The organism is Paenibacillus sp. D51F (assembly GCF_053345695.1).
The window spans coordinates 479,825-500,804 of the sequence record NZ_JBKFAO010000003.1; the positions used below are offsets into that span (position 1 = coordinate 479,825).

The window sequence follows — 20,980 nt, forward strand, 5'->3', positions numbered from 1 at the left end:
CTGCTTTGAGCTTTGACCTTTGAGCTTTGTTTTAGCTTTTAAACGGCTTGAGCGAGCTTGCCGAACAGCGCCTCCAGCTCATCCAGGCTGTAGTCCGCCTTGTCTGGCTCATCCACGGAATTCAAGCGCCGCTAGTTCAAAAAGCCTGCCAAGGCGACGGTCGGCTTGCCGTCCGCCTGCCAGGCGCCCTTGTTGTACCCGGAGTTGTAGCCCGGGATCGCTTCCGGCTCCCAATAGAATACGCCGAGGCCTTTGCCGCCCGCGATATTTCTTACTTTCGTCTTGATGTCGGCGATGAAGCTTTTGGCAGCTGCCGGCTGGTTGTAGTCCAAGCCGATCTCCGAGATGATGACGCTTTTCCCATACCGGGTGATCATGTCGTTGGCGTTGGCGATTGTCTGGTCGATCTTGGCCTGCCAATCCGTCGCCGTCGGATACAGCGACATGCCGATGGCGTCGAAGGTCGCCCCGTTGCTGATCAGACCGCCGATGTTCCAGACGAACAGCGCGTTGTCGTATCCGTTCGCGATGTGGACGATCGTCTTGGCGGCAGGAAAGACGCTCTTGACCGCATTGTTGCCCGTATTGACGAGCCAGGCGTAGTTCTTCATCGAGACGGACGCCTTGCCGTCCTCCCACAGCATGCCGTTGTTCGTCTCGTTGCCGATCTGCACCCAATCCGGCGCCACTCCTTGGGCTTTCATCGTGTTCATGACGAATACGGTATGCGACCAGACGGAATCCATCAGCTGCTGGAAGGTGTGCGATTTCCACGCTGCAGGCTTGGTCTGCTGGCCGGGATCCGCCCAGGAGTCGCTGTAATGGAGCGTCAGCATGACGCTCATGCCTTGAGCCTTGGCTCGGACGGCCAGGGAGGCGGCTTTGTCGGCGTTCATGTAGCCGTTGCCGTAATCGCTCATATTCGGATTCACCCACACCCGGATGCGGACGGAATTCAGGCCGTAGTCGGTCTTCAGAATGTTCAGGATATCCCGGGTCGTACCGTTTTTGTCCTTCCATTTGTATCCTTGGGCTTCCATGCCGGCTACCCAGCTGATGTCGGCTCCCTTGGCGAACGCAGGCGCGGCTTCCGCGCGGCCCCCGCCATGATAGGCGAGCGGCGAGATCAGCATGACGGCAGCCAGCGCGAGACTGAGCAGCGATCCTTTGCTTTTGAAGGTCTTGCTTTTCAAGGTCTTGCTTTTGAAGGTCCATTTCATGATTCCGATTCCTCCTCTTCTGATGGGAAAAGCAATGGCGGATAATGCCGGAGCCTCCTTCCACCTTGAATTGTAAGCGTTATCCATTCGGCGGACAGCTGAGCGCTGCAATGATTTCTTCACGGTTATCAACGTTGTTTCCCGGCATCGCTCCGGTGCGGGAGGAGAGACACTACAGTGGACAGCCATTCCGAATATCGTGGAAAAGGTATAAGAAAGCGTTGTCTTCCTCCATGGGAATGAAGAGCCCGGCGGGTTACAATGGGGTATTGGATTACCGCAGCACGATGACCGGAGGGGAACCAGTTGCGCAGAAAACTACAAATGGGATCCTATATTCCCTACTCCTATAAAATGATGATTCCCTATCTGCTGCTCGTCCTGCTGACGGACGCGCTCATCGGGACGATCTCCTACCGGATGCTGGTCGACTCCCGCACGGAGATCGCCCAGACGAACATCCGGGCGGCGATGCAGCAGACCAGGAGCAGCATGAAATACCAGATGGACGAGATCACGCGCATTTCCGACACGCTGTTCGGAAGCGTTCCTTTTCAAAAGGCGCTGCAGAAGCATGGCGACGATCTGCAGACGTACTTGACGATGCTCGACGAAGTCGTGCCCCAGCTTCGAGCCCCTCTGCAGCTGTTCGGCAGCAATCTGCGCATCGTGCTGTATACGACCAATCCAGACCTCTACGAGATCGAAGGCGACGATCTGAACACGCCGATCCAGGACAGCGATTATTACGTCCTCTCCGCCGACAGGGTGGCCGGCAGCGCCTGGGTGCGGGAGGCGAGCGAAGGCGTCGGAGCCAAGTGGATGCAGGTCGACAGCGATGCCTCTCTGGGCAACCTTTCCCACTTGACGCGGCTGATTTCCTACAATGACTATCAGACCGTCATCGGGTATATCCGCATCACGACTTCGCTGGACGAGCTGCTCGGGCGCTTCGAGGCTTTTCCCGAAGAGAAGGGAATCACGCTCCAGCTGCTGGACGACCAGTCGGAAGCGGTCACGTATCAGAAGGGCGAAGCGGACCCCGCAGAGAATGGGTACCTCGCTCTCAACGAGGCGATTCCGGGAACGGGCTATTCGCTGCGGGCGCTCGTGTCGCAGGAGTACCTGCAGGAGGATGCCAAGCGGCTGCGCCTGCTCATCCTCGGCGTCTGCTCCGCGAGCTTCGCGGTCATGGCGCTGATCGGGCTGCTCGTGGCGCGGCTGTCGGGACGCAAGATGCGGAAGATCGTGACGCTGCTCCAGTCTTTCCAGGACGGCAGCTTCGAGAAGCGGATCCGCTTCGGCGGCCGCGACGAATTTGTCCAGATCGCGCAGGCGTTCAACAATATGGCTTCCCATATCAAGGAGCTGATCAACAGCGTGTACGTCCAAGGGCTGAGCCGCAAGCAGGCCGAGCTGGAAGCCCTGCAGGCGCAGATCAATCCCCATTTCCTCTACAACACTCTCTCCACGATCAGCAGCCTTGCCAATATGGGACAGGCCAAGGAAGTGACGGAGATGGTCAAGGGGCTGTCGCGCTTTTACCGGCTGTCCCTGAACGGAGGCAAGGTGTATATTCCGCTCGGACTTGAGCTGGAGCAGATCCAGACTTATTTGGACATCCAGAGAGTGAAGTACGCGGATTCCTTCACGGTATACACGGATATCGAAGAGGGCATCCGGGACCTGCAGGTGATGAAGCTGATTTTGCAGCCATTCGTGGAAAATATATTCAAGCATGCCTGGTTCGGAGATTCCATCGGCATTCTCATCAGCGGCCGGGTAGTCGGCGGGACGCTGGAGCTCAAAATCATCGACAACGGCATCGGGATGAGGCCGGATGCGCTTCGGGAAATCATGTCCGGACCGAGCCGGAACGAAGGCGGATATGGAATCCGCAACGTCGATGAACGGATCAAGCTTCGCTACGGCCCGGAATATGGGGTCGATGCGGCCAGCATTTACGGAGCCGGCACGACTGTACGGATCCTGCTTCCGGCGGATTCGGACTTTGCGGAAGAACAGGACGGGGCCGGACTGCAGCCGGCGGACAGGAGGACGACAGCATGACAGGCGATATCAGCATTTTGCTCGTAGATGATGAAAAGGTCGATCTCGAATGGCTGCGGCGGCGCATCGCCGCGAGCAGCCTTCCGGTCGAGATCGCCGGAACGGTGAACAGTGGTTTTGCCGCCATGGAGTTTCTGGAGCGGCAGCCGGTAGACATCATCCTCTCGGATATCCGGATGCCGATCATGTCGGGAGTCGAATTCGCCCGCAAGGCGAAGGATAAAGTGCCGGCCGCCAAGGTCGTCTTCATCAGCGGCCATGAGGACTTCCGGTATGCCAAGGAAGCGCTCCAGCTCGGAGCGTCCGGCTATCTGCTCAAGCCGGTCGACGATGAAGAGCTGCTCGGCATGCTCTCGGGACTGTGCGCCGGAATCGAGCGGGAGCGGCAGGCGACCCGCAGCGTATCGGAAGCGCTGACGGTGGCTTCCAGGGAATGGCTGCTGCGCTGGCTTGCCGGCGACGCGGAGCCTTCCGCCCAGGAGCATCTGCGTCCCCATATCGCGCCGCTTGTTCCGTCATGCGCCGCCGCTGCCCTGATCGAGCTCGACGATCTGGAGCGCAAGACCCGCCATCTTCCGGATGCCGGCCGCAAGGAGCTGACCGAGGCGATCATTGCTTTCATCGGCGATTACGTGCGGGAGAAAAGAATGGGGCTGCTCGTCTCCGGCCTTCCGGGAGGCAGGGCTCTGCTGCTGCGCTCGACGGCTGGCATGCCTGACGGAGAGGAGCTGCAGCAGCTGGTCGATGCCGTCGCCGCGGCATTTCCGCTGACGGTGACGATCGGCTGCGGCACGGCGGCGGAGCGCTGGGAAGAGCTGCCCGCCTCCTACCGGGAAGCCCAGGCGGCTCTCAGCGCCAAGTGGCTGCTCGGCAAGAACCGTGTCATCACAGAGGATCCCGCGTCGCATGGAGATGCGGAGGCGACCGTGCAGCTGGACCGGATCGTCGAGCGGATGCTGGAGGCGATCCTCCAGTATGATCTGGTCGGCATCGACAACGGCCTCATGGAGCTGTTCGGCATGCCGGGACGGCAGCGCAGCGACGCCTACCATCTCATCATCCGCATGACCTCCAAGCTGCATGCCGATCTCAAGGCGATGAACGAGAATCTGTACGAGCTGTTGAGATGGGAAAGCCATGAGCCTTCCGTCCTGTTCCAGTTCGAGACGGTAAGCGATGTGCTGTCCTGGCTGCGCAAGCGCCTCTTCGAGCTGTCCGAGCTGCTTCTGCTCAAGAGCAGACGCCACAACCGCAAGCTGATCGAGGACATCATCGGCTTTGTGGAGGAGAGGCTCGAGCAGCGGGTGACGCTGAAGGAAACGGCGGCTCGCTTCAATTTCACTCCGAACTATTTGGGCCATCTGTTCAAGGAAGAGACCGGACAGCCGTTCAGCGAGTTTCTGCTGGAGCGCAAGCTGGCTCGGACCTGCTCCCTGCTGCAGGACCCTTCCCTTAAAATCTATGAAATCGCGGATCGAATGGGCTACAAGAATATCGTTTATTTCAACCGGCAGTTCAAGCAATCCACCGGCATGTCGCCCGGCGAATACCGGAAGAAGCAGCAAATCTGAACGCCAGCCCCGGCTCCCAACCTCGTGAACATCGTGGAAAAAGTATCGGTTTTAGTTGTTCTCCGCACTGACGGGCTCTCGGTCCGAAGTCCTATACTAAGGGCATAAGGACATCGAGAGGGGAGAAGACATGAATCGAAGCGGCTTTTTGGGCGACGTCCTCAAATACCGGACGCTGCTGCTGATGCTGCTGCCGGGCGTCCTGTTTTTCATTCTGTTCGCCTACATTCCGATGGCCGGAATCGTGCTGGCCTTCAAGCAGTTCAACTACGCCGGAGGCGTATTCGGGAGCCCTTGGAACGGGCTGGACAACTTCCGCTTTTTCTTCGAATCCGGCGATGCCTGGCGGGTGACGCGCAACACGGCGCTGTACAATATCGCGTTCATCATCGTGAACAACGTGCTGCAGATCGCCGCCGCCATCCTGCTGTTCGAAGCGGCCCGACCGTGGTTCCGCAAAATTTTCCAGACGATGATGTTCCTGCCTTACTTCATCTCCTGGGTCGTCGTCGGGGCGATCGCCTACAATCTGTTCAATTACGATTACGGCACGCTCAACGTGGTGCTGAAGGCGCTGGGCATGCAGCCGCTGGACGTGTACAACACGGCGTCGTATTGGCCGCTGCTGCTCGTAGTCATCTCGGCATGGAAGGCGCTGGGATACGGATCGGTCATGTATTTGGCGGCGATCACCGGCATGGATAGGGAAATGTACGAGGCGGCGGAAATCGATGGCGCGAACATCTTCCAGCGGATGCTGCACATCACGATCCCGAACCTGTATCCGACCGTCATCATCCTCGTGCTGCTGGCCGTCGGCAACATCTTCCGCGGCGACTTCGGGATGTTCTACAACATGGTCGGCAACAACGGAATCCTGTTCTCTTCCACGGATGTCATCGACACGTACGTGTTCCGCTCCCTGACGACGAACAACGATATCGGCATGTCGTCCGCAGCCGGCTTCTACCAATCCATTCTGGGCTTCGTCACGATCCTGCTGGCCAACTATGCCGTGCGCCGATATGACAAAGACCGGGCGTTGTTCTAAGGGGGAGATGTCAACATGCAAGCTCAAGCACAGACAGCAGCCGCTTCCGCCGGCAAGAAGGCAGGCAAGCTCAAGGGAGACCTGCTGCTGTTCCAACTGATCGGCTATGCCGTTCTCGGAGTCATGTCCGCCATCTGCCTGCTGCCGTTCCTGCTCGTCCTCTCCTCCTCGCTCACAAGCGAAAGCTCGATCATCGAGAACGGCTTCCAGCTGCTGCCCTCGGCGTTCTCGGGCGAGGCGTACCGCATCCTCTTCACGTATCCGGAGCAGATGCTCCGCGCATACGGGGTGACGATCGGCGTAACGGCGATCGGAACGCTGCTGGGATTGTTTCTGACTTCCATGACGGCGTACGTGCTGTCGCGCAAGGACTTCAAGTGGAGAGGCTCATTCTCCTTCTTCTTTTTCTTCACGACGCTGTTCAGCGGCGGACTCGTGCCTTGGTACCTGCTCGTCGTGAACTACCTGCATCTGAAGGATACGCTTATCGTGCTCATTCTTCCGATGCTGCTCAACGTGTTCTACATCATCGTCATGAAGTCGTTCATGAGCGGCATCCCGGAGGCGATCGTGGAGTCGGCCAAAATGGACGGAGCGGGGGATTTCCTCATCTACGCGAGGCTGATCCTGCCGCTGGCCAAGCCGGCTCTGGCGACCATCGGACTGTTCATCGCGCTCGGCTACTGGAACGACTGGTACAACGCGCTGCTGTTCGTCTCGAACGAGAACCTCATGCCGCTCCAGTACTATCTGTACAAAATGCTGGGGAACATGGACGGGATGCGCAAGGCGCTCATCAGCTCCGGCGCGGTCGTGAGCACGAGCATCCCGACGGAGAGCCTCAAAATGGCGATGACGGTCGTGGCGATCGGCCCGATCCTGCTGGCTTATCCGTTCATCCAGCGCTATTTCGTGCAGGGGCTGACGATCGGTTCGGTGAAGGGCTGACTCCGAAAAAATGAATGCGGCAACGGCAATGCAGCAAATCCAATACTCCGAAAAACGAATGACTCTTCCAATCGCTGTTGAAGTCCGGATTTCTTGATTTTTTATCCCCTCAATGGGGGAAATCCGGCCTTCAAATGCGAACGCTCCGCTTTTCCAGAGTTCATTCGCCTTTCTACGTCTTATCCGCCTCCATGAATCTTCGGCCCTCCTTTCATTCGGAGGGAGAGGCCCGGAGTGCTGCGCCCTCCTTTGGAGGGAGAAGCCGAAAAGCTTCGAGCGCCCCTCCTTTGAGGGAAAGGCTCCCGGAAGCTTCGATTTGCTAGAGTCCATCTGCTTGCATGAAGTACAGAATCATCCATCCACTCCATAGGGGGAAAAACAATGAAAGCAAAGAAATCGCTCCTGCTGCCGATGGCGGCGCTGCTCTCCATGTCCGCGGTGCTCGCGGCCTGCGGAGGAAACAACAATAACGCAGCATCCAATACGGAATCGCCGGCGGTCAACTCATCCGCTGCGCCGACTAACGCAACCGCTTCCAACGAGCCCGACACCTCCAAGGAGGTCAAGCTGAAAATGCTGCTCGTCGGCGGCAAGCCGGCCGACTACGACAAAGTATTCGGCGAGCTGAACAAGAAGCTCAAGGAGCGCATCAACGCGACGGTCGAGGCCGAATTCCTCGACTGGTCCGACTGGAACCAGAAATACCCGCTGAAATTCGCGGCCAACGAAGACTTCGACCTTGTCTATACGGCGAACTGGGCTTACTACAACGACCAGGCGCTGAAGGGCGGCTTCCTGGAGCTTACAGAGGACATGCTGAACAAGTATGCGCCGCAGACGGTGAAGAACATGCCTCCGGTCTCCTTCGACCAGGCAAAGGTGAACGGCAAGCTGTTCATGGTGCCGAACAACAACGTCGAAGTGAACGACAAAGTCATTCTGTACCGCGAGGATCTGCGCAAGAAATACAATCTGCCGGAGATCAACAGCCTCGAATCCTACGCCACTTATTTGAAGGCGATCGCCGCGAACGAAAAAGGCATGCTGGCCTACGGCGCCAAAGCAGGCGACGGCTGGAAATGGCATGAGATGGACCAAGCGACGCTGGAGCAGCACAACGACTGGAATCTGGTCGACATGACGCTGCCGCTCGCATATAAGATGGACGATGCCTCGGGCAAGATCTTCAACATTTACGATACGCCCGAGTTCAAGCAGCTGCTGACTTACTACAAGGATCTCTCCGACAGCGGCGTCTGGTCCAAAAACGTCGTCAGCAACAAAAACGACGTCTGGCAGGATATCAAAGCCGGCAAGGTCGCTTCCTACGCTGCGCAAAATCTGGGCACCGCTGGCTCCAACCTCGCCGAGATGCGCCGGGACAACCCGTCCCTGGAGGTCGCCATCGCGGACATCACGCCGGACAAGAAAAAAATCGCGGCCATCTCGACGCAGAACGGCATGGCGATCCATGCGACATCCAAAAATCCGGAGCGCTCGCTCATGCTGATCGACCTGCTGCAGAACGACAAGGAGATCCATGATCTCACGATGTACGGCATCAGCGGCACGAACTATGTGCCGGAAGGCGACGACAAGTACAGCGCCGGCCCAGCCGCAGCGAACTACACCGGCTTCTCCAACTGGGGCTGGAACTCGCAGCTGAACCGGACCGACTCCTCGTATCCGCAGGAAGCGAACGATATTTTCGAGAAATGGCAGTCCAGCATCTATCACTTCCCGCTGGAAACGTTCGTCTTCGACGATGCCAAGGTGAAGACGGAAGTGGCCAGCATCAGCAACGTCATGCTGCGCTATTCGATTCCGCTGGAATACGGTCTGGTCAAGGATCTGGACAAAGGCCAGGCCGATCTGATCAAGCAGCTGAAAGCAGCCGGCATCGAGAAGGTCATGACGGAAATGCAAGCCCAAGTGGACGCGTTCCTGGCCCAGCAAAAATAAGCCATGCGGGAGGAGACCCTGTCGTCTCCTCCCGTTTGCATCTTTTTCGATCCATCGCACGGACTGCCGGCCGTCCTTGAGGTTCGTTTCTCTCTGAGGGGAGACAATCTCCGGAAACGGCGCTCCGGATTTCGATTCCATTGCGGCCGCCAAGACAAGGCGGCGAAGCTTCCCTTTTTTCATTTCATTCGATCAAGGAGTGGTAACGTTGATTCCAAAACATCCCCCCGTCAGCAGCAAGCTGCCTGTGCTTATGCATGGAGCGGATTACAACCCCGATCAATGGCTGCATGATCCGGCCGTGCTGGAGGAGGACATCCGGCTGATGAAGCTGGCCGGCTGCAACGTCATGTCGGTCGGCATCTTTGCCTGGGCGGCACTGGAGCCGGAGGAAGGCCGGTTCGAGTTCGGCTGGCTGGACGACCTGCTCGGCCGCTTCGCAGCGAACGGAATCTATGCCTGGCTGGCGACGCCGAGCGGAGCCCGTCCCGCCTGGATGTCGCAGAAGTACCCCGAGGTGCTGCGCACCGGCGCGAACCGGGTGCGCAATCTGCATGGCATGCGGCATAACCATTGCTACAGCTCCCCGGTCTACCGGGAGAAGGTGGCGATCATGAACGGCAAGCTGGCGGAGAGATACGGCGATCATCCGGCTGTCGTCGGCTGGCATATTTCCAATGAGTATGGCGGCGAATGCCACTGCGAGTACTGCCAGGAGGCCTTCCGGAAATGGGTCAAGGATAAGTACGGCACGCTCGACAAGCTCAATGCGGCCTGGTGGGCGACCTTCTGGAGCCATACGTACACGAGCTGGGAGCAGGTGGAGTCCCCGGCGCCGCATGGCGAGAACATGGTGCATGGCCATAATCTGGACTGGCGGAGGTTCGTGACGGACCGGACGACGGATTTTTGCAAGCATGAAATGGCGCCTCTGCGAGCCGTCAATCCGGGGCTGCCATGCACGACCAACATGATGGACCTGTTCTATGATCTGGATTACCGCAAGCTGGCCGAAGCCATCGACGTCATCTCGTGGGATGCCTACCCGATGTGGCATAAGGATGCTTCGGACACGCATATGGCCGCCTGGTTCTCCTTCAACCACGACCTGTTCCGCTCGCTCAAAAAGAAGCCGTTCCTGCTCATGGAGAGCACGCCAAGCCTCACGAACTGGCAGCCGGTGAGCAAGCTGAAGCGTCCCGGCATGCATCGCCTCAGCTCGCTGCAGGCGGTCGCGCACGGCGCAGATTCTGTGCAATATTTCCAGTGGCGCAAAAGCCGGGGCTCCAGCGAGAAGTTCCACGGCGCGGTCGTGGACCATGTCGGGCATGAGCATACACGCGTGTTCCAGGACGTGGCCGAGCTCGGCTCCGAGCTGGCGGGACTTGCAGATGTAGCTGGGACGGATGTGCCCGCGGAGGCGGCCATCCTGTTCGACTGGGACAACCGCTGGGCGGTGAACGATGCCCAAGGTCCGCGCAACGGCGGCCTGCGTTACGAGGATACGGTCGTGCAGCATTATCGCGCCTTGTGGGAGCTCGGCGTGCCGGCCGATGTGGTCGGCTCGGAGGACGATCTGAGCGGCTACAAGCTGCTGGTCGTGCCGATGGCTTACCTGCTGCGCGAAGAAGCGGGACGGAAGATCGAAGCGTTCGTGCGCGGAGGCGGCACGGCAGCGATCACCTACTGGAGCGGAGTCGTGGACGAGCATGACCTGTGCTATCTGACCGGCTTCCCGGGTCCGCTGCGCGAGGTGGCGGGCATCTGGGCGGAAGAGATCGAAGGGCTTCACGATGGAGACCGCAATGCTCTCGTCATGCGGGACGGCAATGCGCTTGGGCTTGGCGGCTCGCATGAAGTGCATGAGCTGTGCGAGCTGATCCATGCCGAAGGAGCTGAAGTTCTGGCGGTGTACGGCGACGATTTCTACGCCGGGAGGCCGGCTCTGACCGTGAACGCCTTCGGCGCCGGCAAAGCCTATTATTTGGCTGCGAGAGTGAAGGACGATGAGTTCTACCGCTCATACTACGAGCGGCTTGTCGAAGAGAGCGGGGCTCGGCGCGCCGTGAAGGCGGAGCTGCCGCCTGGAGTGACGGCCCAGCTGCGCTGCGGCGGCGGCAAGGAGTTCGTGTTCCTGCTTAATTTCTCAGCCAAGGAAGCGGCTGTGCGGCTGGAGGAAAGCGAGGCCGGATGGTCGGACTCCTCGACGGGGGAACCGGCTGCAAGAGAGATCGTCCTGCCGGCCAACGGCGCGATCATCTTGGTGAGGGAGATCGGGTAGAGGTTTTGATTATGGAAAAGAGCAAAGAGAGAGCAGAACATAGAACAGAACATAGAACAGAACATAGAGCAGAACATAGAGCAGAGACGGCGAAGCTTTGGCCGTTTCTGCTTTTTTTCAATCTCTAACACCGAGCTTGCAGGAATAAATACTTGGTTAGCTTGGAAAACATCAAATCTCCTTACTTCCGGACTTTATGTCGAGCTGGGATTAGCCTCTTCGGACTTGATCCGGGAAAAGAGGGAAGCTTCTGCAGCGTTCCGCAGCTTCCTTCCTGTTTCCTCACCGCAACACTCGCTTTATACTTGAATTCCGTAGGATAGATTATCTGCGGAAGAGGTGCGGGGATGAACGAAATCAAAATAGCTCTGGTCGGCGATTATAATGAGGAAGTTGTGGCTCATGGGGCGATACCGCAAGCGCTGCGGCTATCTGCTGGAACAATCGGAGCCGCCGTGGAGCCGGAGTGGGTCCCGACGGATTCTTTGCAGGGAGATATCGCAGATATTCTAGCGAATTATCAAGGCATCTGGATCACTCCAGGCAGTCCTTACCGGAGCATGCAGGGTGCATTGAACGCGATCCCATGGCATCATCCCACCAGGCTTTCGGTGGCGTTCCTGGTTGTGACAGGTCAAAGCAGATGCACTCGCCATCCAAAATAGCTGTCTTGACCGGTAAACGAATCTGAGCAAGCTTCGGAAAACTATTCGTGACCTCCGTACCTTCGCGGGTAAATGCCCGCACGGTGTAACCATGATTATAATGAATGAGGATCCGAAAACCATCCCATTTCAGACTAGACATCCATCGCTTTCCTTGCATAACTGTGGCAGAAGTTCGAAGCAGCATCGGTCTAATCGGTTCATTCAGCATGATAAAACCTCCAAGCTGACCATAGCATGTTAAGCTGCTTCAGGGAGATTACTGGGAGCGAAGCGAGACTAACTAGAGCTGCTTAGGTTTCTACAAATAGGGGTAGCGCCAACATTTTGACCGTTTTATACGCTAAGCATTAGCGGACATGCATTTTCGCCATTCCTGATGACCTTAGCGGACGTAAATAGCCGCTTACCATCATACTGATAACCGCTAATGATGTTTAGCGGTCATTAAAAAAAAGAAGCTATTCCTTCATGGTAGTTCTAAAAGACGATTTGCATATCCTGATTGAACGGCTCCAAGAACCCGATCAAAAAACATTTCTTTGACTTTCTTCAATATTTGATCGAACGTTCAGAAAGATAGTCGCTGAGCTGGGAGAAGATAGAACTGCAGGAATCCGACGGCGAGCCTTTGACTGAAGAAGAACCCTTTTTTTTCATCACGCCTCTCTTGGATATCAAAGCAATAAACCACCAGTAAAATATACCGGTGATTCAAATAAGGAACTAATTTAAAATTTTCTTATTTAACATTGGTACTTTATGTCGATTTCTTTTCTCTGCTCGCTGAAACGGGAGAATGAGAAATGAAAAGACACCTTCATTATATTAGTCAAAAAATAATTTCAATCCTACTCACCAGACGAACAGCCTGTACGGATGCGTTCACCGTCTAACCACTGTGTATCGGACATACGATCCGTTATTTTAGGTAGATGACTCGATTTTGGGGGAGAATCTCTGAAATAGCGGAACTTATGTCCGTTAAATTTTTCTGAATGGGCATTTTCGTGGAAATAGCGGAACCTATGTCCGATAGGTTGATCCATGGGGAAGAAATTCATGACGAAGCGATTTTTCTGCTGATAGCGTATTTACATAATCTTCCCAGGGAGCTAGGATTTAACTGAAGGAATAATGGTCCACATCGGCGCGGATTCAAATCATGGCAGATCTCGCACCACGAAGCGGAGGGCTGGAAATGGACCGGTACGCGTATTACCAAGACATGTTTGAATCGCTTCCGAAGCCGTTCGCCTTCGTCGATCTGGATTTGTTTGAAGCCAATGCGGCGGCCATCGCCCGTGAAGCCGGGGACAAAAAGGCCAGAATTGCCAGCAAGTCGATCCGTTGCGTCGATCCGCTGCGGAGGATCCTCCGCTCCAGCCCGGTCTTCCAGGGCATCATGTGCTTCACAGCCGCGGAAGCGGCCTATCTCGCTCGGAAGGCTTCGACGATCTGCTGCTCGGTTATCCGCAAGCAGCAGCTTCAATAATAAATCCCAAAAAGGCGGTTGATTGTTTTGGCCAATGAGCTTGAAAAACCCGTCATCCGTCTGCAGGACGTGCGGATGAATTACGGCAATAAATTTGTTTTGAAAGGCATCGACCTGGAAGTCTATCCCGGCCAGATCATCGGATATATCGGCCCCAACGGCGCGGGCAAAAGCACGACGGTCAAGCTCATGCTCGGACTTGAAACCGGGTACGGCGGCAAGATCGAGGTGCTTGGACATAATTTGTCCGAAGGCTCGTCGGCTTACAAAGGACGCATCGGCTATGTGCCCGAAACGGCCGAAATCTACGATACGCTCAGCGCGAGGGAATACCTGACCTTCTGCGGCGAGCTGTACGGACTGAAGCCGGAGGACGCCGATTACAAGGGAGCCAAGCTGATGCGCCTGTTCGGGATGGAAGAGGTGTATGATTCCCGGATCGATTCGTATTCCAAAGGAATGAGGCAGAAGGTGATGCTCGTCGCCAGCCTGCTCCACAATCCTGACCTGCTGTTCCTCGACGAGCCGCTCAGCGGACTGGACGCGAACAGCGTCATGATCGTCAAGGAGATCCTCGCTCAGCTTGCCGCCGAAGGCAAGACGATCTTCTATTCCTCGCATATCATGGACGTCGTGGAGAAGATCAGCAGCCGCATCGTGCTCCTCCATGACGGGCATATCGCCGCGGACGGAAGCTTCGCCGAGCTCAAGGCGCAGGGAGCGGAAGGCTCGCTGGAGCAGATCTTCAACGACCTGACGGGCTTCACCGAGCATGCCGAGATCGCCGGGAGGATCGTCCAGGCGGTTCAAGAGGACTACAGCTGATGCATGAATTCATAATGAAGCTGCTGGACAGGTTCAGCGGCATGTTCCGCCGTGCAGGCATCGACTACCCGGCGCTTCGCACGATCGTAAGGATCAAGCTGACGATGGACGGGCGCAAGCCGAACGGCGTCCTGGAAGCGATAGGGAAATCCAAGAAACCTTCTGCGGACAAGCCGGAGAAGTCGCCGTTTACGGTCAACTGGCTGTACGTCCTGATGAGCCTGGCGATGATTCCCTTTCTTTTTCTGAACGATAGTCTGGCCGGCATGACCTTCGTGTTCACGCTGCTGATGTTTTTCCAGGGGACGGCGATGATATCCGATTTCTCATCGGTCATGCTGGATACCCGGGACAGGTCGATCCTGAGGACGAAGCCGGTGGACGGACGCACGCTCGGGATGGCTAAGACCGTCCATATCATCGTTTATCTCTTTCTGCTCACCGCCTCTCTGGCCGCGCTTCCGCTGATTGCGGTGTTCGTCTTCAAGGGTGCGGCCGCAGGGCTGGTGTTCCTGCTTGAAATCATGCTTGTGACCGGACTGGACATCTCCCTCACGGCGGCTGTCTATTATGCCGTGCTTCGTTTATGGGATGGAGAACGGCTGAAGGATATGATCAACTACATCCAGATCGTGCTCGCGATCGGGCTGATGATCGGATATCAGATCATGATCCGCATCTTCGATTTCTCTGCCCTGGGAGCCGGCTTCGAGCCGGGAGGATGGTGGCTGCTGGCGCCGCCTGTATGGTTCGGCGCTCCGTTCGGGCTGCTCCACGGAGAAGGCGGCATCTCCTACGCCTTCGCAGCCTGCGCCTTGCTTGTTCCGCTGCTGTCCATGCTGCTGTATGTCCGCATGCTGCCGCAATTCGAGCAGCAGGTCCAGAAGCTGACGCAAGGTGGAGGAGCAGGCAGGCTCAGATCGGCGTTTCGTCCGCTTGAGCTTATCGGCGACCTGCTGATCCGAAACCCCCGGGAGAGAGCGTTCTATCGGTTCGCCTGCGCCATGATGGGCAAGGAAAGAGAGTTCAAGCTGAAGGTCTACCCGTCCGTGGGCTTTTCCATGGTCGTCCCGTTCATTTTCATGGCGAGCCAGCTCAAGGAAGGGCTGGACAGCTTGTCCGTCAGCTTGGGAATGATGCTGTACGGAACCGGGCTCGCGATTCCGACGCTCTTGACGCTTTTGCCCTTCTCCTCCCGCCATAAGGCGGCCTGGATCTACTCGACGTCTCCAATGGGGGAGACAGGGGCCGTCCACCGCGGCGCGGTGCTTGCCAGCCTGATCAAGCTGTTCCTTCCCGTATTCGCCGTTGCCGCGGTTGTCTTTCTGCTGCAGTTCGGCAGGGCTTTTGTTCCCGATCTCATTGCCGTCTTCCTCTCGCTGCTGCTGTTCGCCGTCGTCTGCTACCTCATCCTTCCGCGCAAGCTGCCGTTCTCGGAGCCGTTTCCGGCGGGAAGCTCCAGCCAGAACGGCTTGCAGGTTTTCCTGCTCATCGTCATTTTGACGGCGTTCGGGGGCATCCACTTCGGGATTCGCGCGGCAGGATGGCCGTATTCGGTATGGATATTCTCCGCCGCGCTGATCGGCCTGAATTACGTGGCCTGGAAATACGGGTTCCGCGGCAGTTCTGCCGGCAAGGCCGCATCCGCGGAATAAGCCGTCCGGCATCAGCCGTTCTCTTCCTTCCCTGTATGACAGGCCGGCCGGTGCCGGGATTGCACGATGGCTGCCTTTACCAAATCTCTACCTCCCGTTGACGAATAAGGGACACTCACCCGTTACCCTTAAATTGGAAATCAATCATGCATAACCGGGAGGAGCGGATGACGGTGAGATTGATCGTGATGGGAGATCTTCATTATCATGAATGTGACAGGTCGGTACCGGGATTGCACGATGCGCATGCTTCATTCTACAGCCGTTTGTTGGACGAGTTTCTGGAAGCGGAGGCGGACCTGCACATTTCCTTGGGGGATCTGACCAACTATGGAACGGCCGAAGAGCTTCGGCAGGTATACGGATTGCTGAAGCGCAAGCAACGGAATTTCATCCATGTCCTGGGCAATCACGACCTGTACGCGCAGACGCGGGCCGAGGTGCTGAACATATCCGGACAGCTGCGGTATCATGCGTTCGACGCCGGCCATGCCGTCCTCGCTTTCCTCGACACGGCCAAGGAGCAGGACTATGAGGATTGGGGAGGCTGGGTCGATCCGGAGCAGCTGGATTGGCTGGAGGAGATGGTCATCGCTTCGGGAGACCGGCCTCTGCTCGTCTTCGGCCATCATCCCGTCTACGCCACGACCGCACGCTCCGAAACGGATAAAGGCTCCATTCACCCCGATATCGATATGTGGAGCATCCTGCGCAAGAAGAAGGGCGTCGGCATCTACTTCAACGGGCATACCCATGTCGATTCCATCGCGGTCCGCGGCCAATGGTCGTTCGTCCAGCTGTCCGCATGCCTGGATGTTCCTTCCTTCCGCATCGTGGATGTCGAGCCGGAACGGATTGCGGTCCGCGCCGTTGAAGTGACGGATGAAGAAGCCATCGGGGGCTTGCCGATCATTCACCGGCACATGAGGCATTTCAGCCCGACTCTCGGAGCCAAGGGACTGCACAGGGATCGCGAGCTCGCCATACCCCTGAAGGATACCGTGCTGCCGGGATGAATGCCGAACAGTTCCGCAGCCTGCTCGAAGAACGCAGGATCATCGCCTCGCTCAAGCAGCCCAAGCATATCGAGCTTGCGCTGGAGCTGCGCAGCCGGTTGTCCGGCGTATTCCTGCTGATGGGGCATATCGGCGTGCTGGGCTCGTACGTCGATGTTTTCCGCAGCCACGGCATACCGGTCTTCCTCCATCTGGAGAAGATCGGCGGGCTCAGCACGGATTCCCACGGCATCGACTATTTGGCCAAGACGATACGTCCTGCCGGCATCGTCTCGACCAAGACGAGCGTGATCCGGGCCGCCAAGAAACGCGGCTTGCTCACCGTGCAGCGCTTCTTTCTCGTGGACAGCGAAGGACTGAGCAATATATCCGGCAGCCTGGAGCAGACGATGCCCGACATCATCGAGCTGATGCCTGCGCGCATTCCGGAAATGATTGCGCGCGTACGCCGGTTCGCGGACGTTCCGATCATCACCGGCGGCTTGCTCAGCGAGCCCTGCCAAGGCCGGCTATGCCTGGACTACGGAGCTGCCGCGGTCTCGTCCTCCGATCCGAGGCTGTGGCGGGCCGACTATTCCGGGCATTCGGGCAGCGGATTGGAACGATCGAGCTAGGCCGAGCCTCTTCACGTATTCTTCGCATGACGTTGACGTTCGATTGACATATCGAGCCTATACTGGGCTTGTACAAGTAAATAGAAACGGTCGGAACCTCAGGAGAGACCTTAACCCGCCGCGGATCGATATCCGCGGTATGGTTGAGGTCTCTTTTTCTGCGCACCTGCGCTCCGGCCGGATCAAACCATACCTTGGAGGGGATCCATATCATGGCAAGAAAAACGATGACCGCAGCGATGTCCATCCTGCTCTCCGCGGCGCTCGCCGCTTGCGGCACGGGCGGGGACAACACAGGAACCGCGGAGGCGGAAGGCGGCTCGAATGCGGCAGCGGCGGGTTCGCCTGCATCCGAAGGCAAGATCACGATCAAATATTGGTACGCCTTCGGAGACAAGATCGAAGAAGCCAAGCAGCATCTCGTCAAGGAATTCAACGCTTCCCAGAACCGGATCGAGGTCGTGGCGGAGCATCAAGGCAATTACGACGATCTTCACGCCAAGGTGCAGGCGGCTTTCGCTGCCGGACATGCTCCCGCCGTCACCGACCTGGAGATCGCCTCTACGGGAGTATTCGCCCGCTCCGGCATGCTGGAGGAGCTGACGGCCTATGCGGACCGCGACAAGGACCAGCTGCAGCTGGACGATTTCAATCCCGGCCTCATGGGCAACGCCTATGTCGACGGCAAGCTGTACGGGCTCCCCTTCATGCGCAGCACGCCGATCCTCTACAAGAACGTCACGATGCTGAGGGACGCCGGACTCGATCCGCAAGGACCGAAGACATGGGATGAGCTGGAGCAGTATGCCCGCGTGCTGAAGGAGAAAGGCAAGACCGGCATGACGGTGCCGGCCGACATCTGGTTCTACGAGGCGCTTGTCGCCCAGAGCGGAGGCCAGATGCTGAGCGAGGACGGCAAAAAGGCCGCGTTCAACTCTCCTGAAGGCGTTGCGCCCGTAGAATTCTGGAAAAAGCTTGTTGCCGAAGGGCTGATCAAAATTCCGGTAGGCGACGAAGCGGGCGCCACGGCGGACAAGGACTGGGCGAACCAGCTGTCCGCGTTCAAGTTCGGCTCCACGGCAGGCGTCACCGGCAGCCTGGAGATCGCCAAGGGCAACGGCTTCGAGCTCGAGACGGCTTTCATGCCGGCGAACAAATCCTACGGCGTGCCGACCGGAGGCTGCCAGCTCGTCATCACGTCGAAGAGCAGCCAGGAAGAGAAGGACGCGGCCTGGGAATTCCTCAAGTGGATGACGTCCAAGGAGAACACGATCTACCAGCACAAGCATGTCGGCTATCTCCCGACCCGTCTGTCCGCCGTTCAGAGCGAAGAGCTGCAGACGCATTTCAAGGAATACCCGCAATTCAAGGTGGCCGTCGACCAGCTTCAATATGCAAGGCCGCGCCCGATGGAGAACGGGTATCCGGAGGTGACCCGAATCGTCCGGACTGCCATCGAGAAGGCGATTCTCGATCCGAAGACGACCCCTCAAGCGGCGATGGACGACGCGGCCAAGAAGGCGGACAAGCTGCTGTCGAAATAGGCTGGGCCTAGACAAACCGGAACAGCAATCGGTTATTGAAGGCAAGGATAAGGGGGAGCGGCCTATGGCGCAGATCGAGCTGCGGAACATCGGCAAGAAATTCAAGCAGGAAGCCGTCATCGAGAACCTCAATCTGACGATCCGGAGCGGTTCGTTCACAGTGCTCGTCGGACCTTCCGGATGCGGCAAATCGACGACGCTGAGAATGGTTGCCGGACTGGAGCGGCAGACGGAGGGCGAGATCTGGATCGACGGGAAATGCGTGAGCGACACGCCGCCGGGGCTGCGGGACGTAGCCATGGTATTCCAGAACTATGCGCTCTATCCGACGATGAGCGTGCGCGGCAACATCGAGTTCGGACTCAAGAACAAGGGAGTCGCGAAGCAGGAGCGCGAGCGGCTGATCGGCGACATCTCCGAGCTCGTGGGGCTGACGCCCTATCTGGACAAGAAGCCGCAGAGCCTCTCCGGCGGACAGAGGCAGCGCGTCGCTCTCGCCCGCGCCATGGTGAAGCAGCCGAAGGTGTTCATACTGGACGAACCGCTGTCCAACCTCGATGCCAAGCTGCGCAGCCAGATGCGGACGGAGCTGATCCAGCTTCACAAGCGGCTCGGGACAACGTTCGTATACGTCACGCACGACCAGGTCGAGGCGATGTCGATGGGAGACGAAATCGTGGTGATGGACAAGGGAATCGTCCAGCAGGCGGACGGTCCGATGGCGATCTATGAGCAGCCGGCCAATCTGTTCACCGCGCAGTTCATCGGGACGCCTCCCATGAATGTGCTGCTGCCGGAAGACATGCATGCACTCGGCATTCCGGCCATGCCGGGCGTCCATTATGCCGGATTCCGCCCGGAGCATGCGGTGCTGAATCCGCCGGACGGCTCGGAGGACATCGTGCTGAAGGGGCGGATCGCGACGCGGGAAAGCCTTGGAGCGGAGCAGATCTACCAGCTTGAGCTTGCCAGCGGTACCTTGGTTTCCGTCAAAACCTTCCTGAGGCCGATCGAAACGGGGGAATGGGCGGCTGCCGCCATCCCGGCCGAGGCTTTGCATGCTTTCGATGTCCGAGGGAATCGGGTCGACTGCAGCCTGAACGGGTGGAAGGAGGCCGCAGGCGGTGAGATGCTGACGGCGGCCGGAGCCGGAGATCGATCATGACGACCGCTTGGGACAAGCTTCGCCCCTATGGCATGGTCGCGCCGGCCATCCTCGTGTTCTCCCTGTTTTTCATCTATCCCATCTTCTACATGATCTACCTCAGCCTCTTCGACTGGAACTTCGTCAGTCCCGACAAGGCCTTCGTCGGGCTGGCCAACTTCCGGGAGCTGCTGGCGGACGAGGATTTCCGCAAGGTGCTCGGCAACACTTCGCTGTACACCGCGCTTGTCGTCTCGCTGACGACCGGCATCTCCTTGCTGCTCGCACTGTGGCTGAACCGCAGCGGCTGGTTTCATGGCTTCGTGCAGGGAGCGATATTCACGCCGCATATCATCTCGCTCGTCTCGATCTCGCTGCTCTGGAGCTGGCTGATGGATCCGGAATACGGACTGCTGAACGGCATCCTGGGCTGGGCGGGCATCGGCGGGCTTCAGTGGCTGTCGCATCCCGACACGGCTCTGCTTTCATTGGTCCTGGTGGCTGTCTGGAAAGGGATCGGCTACAACGCTCTCGTGTTCATCGCCGGCCTGCAGAGCATTCCGGCGGACATCTACGAAGCCGCTTCGCTCGACCGTTCGCGGCCTCTGACTACGTTCCGGCGGCTGACGCTGCCGATGCTGTCGCCAACAATATTCTTCCTGGTCGTCATCAACATGATCGGATCGTTCCAGGTGTTCGAGACGATTGCGATCATGACCGGAGGCGGTCCCGTGAATGCGACCAATACGCTCGTGTACTACATCTATGAATACGGCTTCCGCTTTTTCAAGATCGGATACGCCTCTGCCGCGGGAGTCATCCTGCTGCTCATCGTCGGCGTCCTGACGCTGCTTTACTTCCGCCTGCTGTCCGCCAGAGTCCACTATCGCTGAACAGAAAGGAGTGCATCCAATGAAGG

Annotated in this window: 16 protein-coding genes; 14 read left to right on the top strand and 2 right to left on the bottom strand. The window is 57.9% G+C overall.

Going from position 1 to position 20,980, the window contains the following annotated elements:
- Positions 1-131: 131 nt before the first annotated feature.
- Positions 132-1,133: a glycoside hydrolase family 53 protein gene (locus ACLBWT_RS08785; RefSeq protein ID WP_447662749.1), complete on the bottom strand. Its 1,002-nt coding sequence runs from the start codon at positions 1,131-1,133 to the stop codon at positions 132-134.
- A gap of 393 nt (positions 1,134-1,526) precedes the next feature.
- On the opposite strand from ACLBWT_RS08785, the gene ACLBWT_RS08790 reads away from it, so the two are divergent.
- From ACLBWT_RS08790 to ACLBWT_RS08815, 6 genes are all read left to right on the top strand, one after another.
- A complete protein-coding gene (locus ACLBWT_RS08790; RefSeq protein WP_447662677.1) occupies positions 1,527-3,290 on the top strand; it encodes a sensor histidine kinase in 1,764 nt (587 codons plus the stop codon).
- Positions 3,287-4,861, top strand: coding sequence for a response regulator (locus tag ACLBWT_RS08795; RefSeq protein ID WP_447662678.1), 1,575 nt, complete (start codon positions 3,287-3,289; stop codon positions 4,859-4,861). The genes ACLBWT_RS08790 and ACLBWT_RS08795 overlap by 4 nt, the downstream gene beginning before the upstream one ends.
- Before the next feature lie 130 nt (positions 4,862-4,991).
- A complete protein-coding gene (locus ACLBWT_RS08800) occupies positions 4,992-5,912 on the top strand; it encodes an ABC transporter permease (protein WP_447662679.1) in 921 nt (306 codons plus the stop codon).
- A gap of 15 nt (positions 5,913-5,927) precedes the next feature.
- Positions 5,928-6,860 carry a carbohydrate ABC transporter permease gene (locus tag ACLBWT_RS08805; RefSeq protein WP_447662680.1) on the top strand — a complete coding sequence of 311 codons (933 nt, stop codon included), beginning with the start codon at positions 5,928-5,930 and terminating at the stop codon, positions 6,858-6,860.
- A gap of 381 nt (positions 6,861-7,241) precedes the next feature.
- On the top strand, positions 7,242-8,822 hold the full coding sequence (locus ACLBWT_RS08810; RefSeq protein WP_447662681.1) for a DUF3502 domain-containing protein: 1,581 nt from the start codon (positions 7,242-7,244) through the stop codon (positions 8,820-8,822).
- A gap of 253 nt (positions 8,823-9,075) precedes the next feature.
- Positions 9,076-11,103, top strand: a complete 2,028-nt coding sequence (locus ACLBWT_RS08815) for a beta-galactosidase (protein ID WP_447662750.1) — start codon at positions 9,076-9,078, stop codon at positions 11,101-11,103.
- A gap of 534 nt (positions 11,104-11,637) precedes the next feature.
- Here the strand turns inward: ACLBWT_RS08815 and ACLBWT_RS08820 are convergent.
- Positions 11,638-11,979 carry an ATP-dependent DNA ligase gene (locus ACLBWT_RS08820; protein WP_447662682.1) on the bottom strand — a complete coding sequence of 114 codons (342 nt, stop codon included), beginning with the start codon at positions 11,977-11,979 and terminating at the stop codon, positions 11,638-11,640.
- A 990-nt stretch (positions 11,980-12,969) separates the two neighbouring features.
- Here ACLBWT_RS08820 and ACLBWT_RS08825 point away from each other — a divergent pair.
- The 8 genes from ACLBWT_RS08825 (at position 12,970) to ACLBWT_RS08860 (ending at position 20,954) form a co-directional block, all read left to right on the top strand.
- Positions 12,970-13,263, top strand: a complete 294-nt coding sequence (locus tag ACLBWT_RS08825) for a hypothetical protein (RefSeq protein WP_447662683.1) — start codon at positions 12,970-12,972, stop codon at positions 13,261-13,263.
- Positions 13,264-13,338: 75 nt separating this feature from the next.
- Positions 13,339-14,088, top strand: coding sequence for an ABC transporter ATP-binding protein (locus ACLBWT_RS08830; protein WP_447662751.1), 750 nt, complete (start codon positions 13,339-13,341; stop codon positions 14,086-14,088).
- Positions 14,088-15,743, top strand: coding sequence for a hypothetical protein (locus ACLBWT_RS08835; RefSeq protein ID WP_447662684.1), 1,656 nt, complete (start codon positions 14,088-14,090; stop codon positions 15,741-15,743). Before ACLBWT_RS08830 ends, ACLBWT_RS08835 begins: the two co-directional genes overlap by 1 nt.
- 173 nt (positions 15,744-15,916) lie before the next feature.
- Positions 15,917-16,759: a metallophosphoesterase family protein gene (locus ACLBWT_RS08840; protein ID WP_447662685.1), complete on the top strand. Its 843-nt coding sequence runs from the start codon at positions 15,917-15,919 to the stop codon at positions 16,757-16,759.
- Positions 16,756-17,373: a glycerol-3-phosphate responsive antiterminator gene (locus ACLBWT_RS08845; protein ID WP_447662686.1), complete on the top strand. Its 618-nt coding sequence runs from the start codon at positions 16,756-16,758 to the stop codon at positions 17,371-17,373. The genes ACLBWT_RS08840 and ACLBWT_RS08845 overlap by 4 nt, the downstream gene beginning before the upstream one ends.
- Positions 17,374-17,585: 212 nt before the next feature.
- Entirely contained in the window at positions 17,586-18,917 is a 1,332-nt protein-coding gene (locus ACLBWT_RS08850) for an ABC transporter substrate-binding protein (RefSeq protein WP_447662687.1), read from the top strand.
- A 64-nt stretch (positions 18,918-18,981) separates the two neighbouring features.
- Complete coding sequence (locus ACLBWT_RS08855; protein WP_447662688.1) at positions 18,982-20,082, top strand: ABC transporter ATP-binding protein; 1,101 nt, start codon at positions 18,982-18,984, stop codon at positions 20,080-20,082.
- Positions 20,079-20,954: a carbohydrate ABC transporter permease gene (locus tag ACLBWT_RS08860; RefSeq protein ID WP_447662689.1), complete on the top strand. Its 876-nt coding sequence runs from the start codon at positions 20,079-20,081 to the stop codon at positions 20,952-20,954. The genes ACLBWT_RS08855 and ACLBWT_RS08860 overlap by 4 nt, the downstream gene beginning before the upstream one ends.
- Positions 20,955-20,980: the final 26 nt, after the last annotated feature.

Bases quoted from the DNA above. Each gene is read 5' to 3' on its own strand.
- ACLBWT_RS08785 (WP_447662749.1), bottom strand. From the start codon at position 1,133: ATGCTGATCTCGCCGCTCGCCTATCATGGCGGGGGCCGCGCGGAAGCC.
- ACLBWT_RS08795 (WP_447662678.1), top strand. From the start codon at position 3,287: ATGACAGGCGATATCAGCATTTTGCTCGTAGATGATGAAAAGGTCGAT.
- ACLBWT_RS08800 (WP_447662679.1), top strand. From the start codon at position 4,992: ATGAATCGAAGCGGCTTTTTGGGCGACGTCCTCAAATACCGGACGCTG.
- ACLBWT_RS08805 (WP_447662680.1), top strand. From the start codon at position 5,928: ATGCAAGCTCAAGCACAGACAGCAGCCGCTTCCGCCGGCAAGAAGGCA.
- ACLBWT_RS08810 (WP_447662681.1), top strand. From the start codon at position 7,242: ATGAAAGCAAAGAAATCGCTCCTGCTGCCGATGGCGGCGCTGCTCTCC.
- ACLBWT_RS08815 (WP_447662750.1), top strand. From the start codon at position 9,076: ATGCATGGAGCGGATTACAACCCCGATCAATGGCTGCATGATCCGGCC.
- ACLBWT_RS08820 (WP_447662682.1), bottom strand. From the start codon at position 11,979: ATGCTGAATGAACCGATTAGACCGATGCTGCTTCGAACTTCTGCCACA.
- ACLBWT_RS08825 (WP_447662683.1), top strand. From the start codon at position 12,970: ATGGACCGGTACGCGTATTACCAAGACATGTTTGAATCGCTTCCGAAG.
- ACLBWT_RS08830 (WP_447662751.1), top strand. From the start codon at position 13,339: ATGAATTACGGCAATAAATTTGTTTTGAAAGGCATCGACCTGGAAGTC.
- ACLBWT_RS08835 (WP_447662684.1), top strand. From the start codon at position 14,088: ATGCATGAATTCATAATGAAGCTGCTGGACAGGTTCAGCGGCATGTTC.
- ACLBWT_RS08845 (WP_447662686.1), top strand. From the start codon at position 16,756: ATGAATGCCGAACAGTTCCGCAGCCTGCTCGAAGAACGCAGGATCATC.
- ACLBWT_RS08850 (WP_447662687.1), top strand. From the start codon at position 17,586: ATGGCAAGAAAAACGATGACCGCAGCGATGTCCATCCTGCTCTCCGCG.
- ACLBWT_RS08855 (WP_447662688.1), top strand. From the start codon at position 18,982: ATGGCGCAGATCGAGCTGCGGAACATCGGCAAGAAATTCAAGCAGGAA.
- ACLBWT_RS08860 (WP_447662689.1), top strand. From the start codon at position 20,079: ATGACGACCGCTTGGGACAAGCTTCGCCCCTATGGCATGGTCGCGCCG.